At 42.3% G+C, this 4,039-nt stretch carries 5 protein-coding genes and 1 pseudogene; 3 read left to right on the top strand and 3 right to left on the bottom strand.

All coding sequences use genetic code 11. The annotated features are described in order from the left end of the window. Window positions 1–106, bottom strand: a 106-nt coding sequence (locus tag CP950_RS09840) for a transposase (RefSeq protein ID WP_133092104.1), incomplete at its 3' end; no start/stop codon positions are given. Window positions 107–192: 86 nt separating this feature from the next. Between CP950_RS09840 and CP950_RS09835 the strand changes: the two genes are divergently transcribed. Next, window positions 193–1,275 (top strand): MraY family glycosyltransferase, encoded by a 1,083-nt coding sequence (locus CP950_RS09835; RefSeq protein ID WP_096674870.1) that lies wholly within the window; start codon window positions 193–195, stop codon window positions 1,273–1,275. 317 nt (window positions 1,276–1,592) lie between these two features. On the opposite strand, the gene vapC is transcribed toward CP950_RS09835, so the two are convergent. Together vapC and vapB are read right to left on the bottom strand one after the other, a co-directional pair. Then, the gene (gene vapC, locus CP950_RS09830; RefSeq protein WP_096674868.1) at window positions 1,593–1,994 is read right to left on the bottom strand and encodes a type II toxin-antitoxin system tRNA(fMet)-specific endonuclease VapC; all 402 of its coding nucleotides are present in this window, start codon (window positions 1,992–1,994) and stop codon (window positions 1,593–1,595) included. Then, the gene (gene vapB, locus CP950_RS09825; RefSeq protein ID WP_096674867.1) at window positions 1,994–2,233 is read right to left on the bottom strand and encodes a type II toxin-antitoxin system VapB family antitoxin; all 240 of its coding nucleotides are present in this window, start codon (window positions 2,231–2,233) and stop codon (window positions 1,994–1,996) included. The genes vapC and vapB overlap by 1 nt, the downstream gene beginning before the upstream one ends. Window positions 2,234–2,649: 416 nt before the next feature. On the opposite strand from vapB, the gene CP950_RS09820 reads away from it, so the two are divergent. After that, complete coding sequence (locus CP950_RS09820) at window positions 2,650–3,681, top strand: STAS-like domain-containing protein (protein WP_096674865.1); 1,032 nt, start codon at window positions 2,650–2,652, stop codon at window positions 3,679–3,681. A gap of 77 nt (window positions 3,682–3,758) precedes the next feature. After that, window positions 3,759–3,944, top strand: a pseudogene (locus tag CP950_RS09815) (transposase); the annotation flags it as partial. Between the last annotated feature and the right edge of the window lie 95 nt (window positions 3,945–4,039).

Genomic DNA, 4,039 nt, shown 5'->3' with positions numbered 1-4,039 from the left:
CAATGCTAATGCCGTGTTCACGGCATAGCTCTGGGGCTGGCATGCCAGCCTCGGCTTGCTTGAGGATGCCCATGATTTGGCTATCGGTAAAACGGTAGGTTTTCATAGAATTTCCTTTAAATCAAACAACTTAGAAATTCTACTTTTAAGTCAGGTTAAGGGGTGGGGGGATTACCCTCTTATAATACGCGAATGACAAGTCTTTTAGTTTCATTCTTAGTTTCATTCTTTATTACGATTTTCATTATTCGCTCGCAACAATTTCATGGACGGTTTTCCTCTGACTTAGATCTAGACGGTCCTCAGAAATTCCACAAAACAGCAGTCCCCAGAATCGGTGGGCTTGGCATAGCGATTGGTCTTACTGCAGCGGTTTTTATTCACTATAAGTCACCTGCTTTGAATAGTCAGGATTTGATTTTATTACTCTGTACGGCACCTGTTTTTGTCATCGGGCTGATTGAAGACTTTACAAAAAAAATAGGGGTTCGCACCCGGCTTATTTTTACCGCCATCGGCGCAGCTTTAGTTGTTTACTTTCTGCATACAGAGATCACCCGCCTAGACATCCCTGGTGTTGACATACTGTTATCTATTTCACCCATTGCTATGCTCTTTACTGTATTTGCTATGACGGGCTTAACCAATGCTTACAACATTATTGATGGCTTTAATGGCCTCTCTAGTATGGTTGGCATGATCACCTTATTGGCCCTTGGTTACGTTAGCATCACAGTAGGCGATCCTCTCATTACTTATCTGAGCTTTTCCATGGTGGCTGCAATTTTGGGTTTCTTTATTTGGAATTATCCAAGGGGATTAATTTTCCTTGGAGACGGCGGCGCTTACTTGATTGGTTTTTGGATTGCAGCGCTCAGTGTCATGATTGTCGCCAGACATGACATGATTTCTCCTTGGTTCGCTCTCCTCATTAATGCCTACCCCATTTGGGAAACTATTTTTACCATCTACCGTAGAAAGTTCCATCAAGGTAAGAACCCAGGACATCCCGATGGCATTCACTTTCATTCGCTCATCTTTAGGCGAATCCTGAATAACTCCGCCATTCAAACGGAGAATGATTTTTTCACAGCTAATGCTAGAACATCACCCTATCTTTGGGTACTAACTAGCCTTGCAGTAATCCCTGCCGTTAAATGGTGGGAATCCACTCCCATCCTGATTGGGTGCTTCATTATCTTTGCTAGTTTTTATGTATGGCTTTATACAAAAATAGTGAAGTTTCAGACGCCTGAGTGGATGCACAACAGGTAGGTTAGTGAACTGGGTGTATCACCCATTCATATTCGAAAGCTACTCTGCGTAGTGAGGACACGATTTTTTCCCATAGCGGGCGTATTACCTGTCAATCAAGCTCATAATCTCATCCATCTTTTCTTGATTCTTTTTTTAGACTCCTCTGTCACCTCAAGCATGGCCAATATTTTAAGACTTGGATATTCTGTGCCACTTTTTGCAACATTAGTGAAGCTTAGGTCACCTTTGATCTAAGCTCACCAGCTGACTTGTGATAGGCAGTCCATTGATCTAAGAGTTCATAAAAAAATTCTGAGCTTCTTCAATTTTCATAATTACAATACCCAATTTTCCAGCGCTAGATTTGGAACTCTTTTAAACTCTCGCAAATTGTTGGTAACCAGAATCAAGCCCTGACTGATAGCATGGGCCGCAATATGAATATCATTCTCACCAATGATTTCCCCTTTCTTCTCCAAGACTGCTTTAATTTGACCATAATGTTGCGATGCTTTTGCGTCATAAGGCAAAACCTCAAGATGACTGATGAACTCTTCAATTGCTTCTAAATTTTTATCCACGCTGGAACTTTTTTCTGCGCCGTAAATTAATTCCGATAAGGTAATGCTAGAAATCGCCATGCGACTGGCATTCGTATTAAAAATTTCCAGCACTTCCTTAGGTCTGCGCTTTAGAACATAAATGACAATGTTGGTATCGAGCAAATACTTGAGCATTACAAGCTTTCCCTCTCAACTAGTTTTTGTACTCCGCGCTCATTCATAAAGTCATCAGATACCGCTGGACCATTTAGGAAAAAGTTATCCCAGGTATTTTCAATCGGAGTAATGATCCGTTCGCGACCTCGAATACGCACGATTACCTTTTTTACTTCATCAGGCAAACGCGCCTCCGCGGGCATTCTGACTGCCTGGCTTCGATTGTTGGTAAACACCGTTGTAATCGTTATTGTCATCACTTACTCCCATGTATATAGCATAAGTATATAGCATGTCTCATCATGTCGGTAAATATTGCTAAATACCGACATTTCTATCAATAGGGCACCCGATACATGGCATTAGCATCCCTCTTACCCCTTTTTAGGCAATAGACCTATATATTCATTGACTTCTTTGCATCTAATGCCTAATTGGAAAACCAAAATATCACACTATTAGTTTGAATTTATTGCAGTAATTTTGCTTAATTTGACTCTAAAAGAGGCTTAATACCCTTCCCATTAGGCATCTAAAGGCGTGTACACGACTTAAGCGCAACCCAAGATGAATCACGTAATAAGCGATCAGCACACTTCTTGCTGATAAATAACTTTACAGTTATATCATTTTTAGTTTACAGTAGTGTATATTTAACTTTATAGTCAACGTTATGGCAAAGCCCTCAAAACTCCCTGAACTGATAGATACCGTCACCGAGGATGTTGTAAACCATCCTCAGGATTTAACGCGCCACTATGCACAGCGCTTAGGAATCTCTCGAGTAGCGGCAAATAACTACATTCAACAGTTAGAGGTAGGTGGTTGGATTGCCCGAAGTGGGCCATCCACCAGACCCGTCTTTAGTCCGGGTTATCGACGGGAAATCACTAAGCTCTACAAGATCCAGGATTTAGAGGAAGATACCGTCTGGAGCAAAGACTTTAAGCCCTACTTCAATCTCGCTCCCAACGTGCTTAATATCGTCAATCACGGATTTACAGAAATGCTCAATAACGCCATAGACCATTCTGCAGGCGACGAGGTTTTCATCTGGGCAAGGCAATCCGAGACTCGATTTGGCCTGGCAATTTCCGATAACGGAATCGGTATTTTTAAAAAGATTGCGGACGCTTTACATTTAGTGGATATGAGGCAGGCCCTATTTGAGCTATCGAAAGGGAAATTCACTACAGATCCAACGAGGCACAGTGGCGAAGGGGTCTTTTTTACCTCTCGTATGTTTGATTCATTTCGAATTAAAGCCAATGGACTTGAATACCATCACGACACCTTATCAAGCGATGATTTTTTAAGAGATGCCAAAGGAATTTTCGCAAGCGGCACCGTTGTCTTTATGAATATTGACTTGTCATGCGCCAGGACAGCAGCTGATGTTTATGCTCAATACACCAATGCGCCTGATGATTTTGATTTCTCTAAAACCGTGGTGCCAATGCGCCTAGCTCAATATGGAGACGAGCAGTTAGTCTCCAGATCCCAGGCGAAAAGATTGATCGCCCGATTTGATCGCTTTAAAAAGGTCATTCTTGACTTTAAAGGGGTCCAAGAAATTGGACAGGCCTTTGCAGATGAGCTATTTCGCGTCTATGCGAATGAACACCCCGATGTGGAGTTAATACCCGACAATATGACAGATCAAGTCCAGCGCATGTGGCTTAGAGCTGTGGCTCCTAGGGCTTAGATTGAACTGACCTGATTTTTAGCACCACTCCAGAAGAGAGGATTTTTGATAATCTTCACCTTAAAGGAGTGCTAAATATGGCAAAAGGCCAACGTCTTAAACCCGAGCAAATCGTCACCTTATTGCGTCAAATCGATGTCCTGACAACGAACGGCAAAACCCTAGCCCAGGCCTGTAAAGAAGTGGGAACGGTAGAGCAAAGCTACTATCGTTGGCGCAAGATTTATGGCGGCATGAAGGTCGATCAAGCCCGTAAGTACAAAGGTAATCCCCCCATTTTTAACTTAAGCTAAAAGTAGAAGCTGGTACTGCAAGTGCTAGTTTTTGCTTTGGTGTAATTCCACCTAAGCCCATGTTC

The sequence above is a fragment of the Polynucleobacter meluiroseus genome (assembly GCF_900205755.1).
Lineage (GTDB): Bacteria > Pseudomonadota > Gammaproteobacteria > Burkholderiales > Burkholderiaceae > Polynucleobacter > Polynucleobacter meluiroseus.
This window is presented reverse-complemented; position numbering and strand designations above follow the sequence as displayed.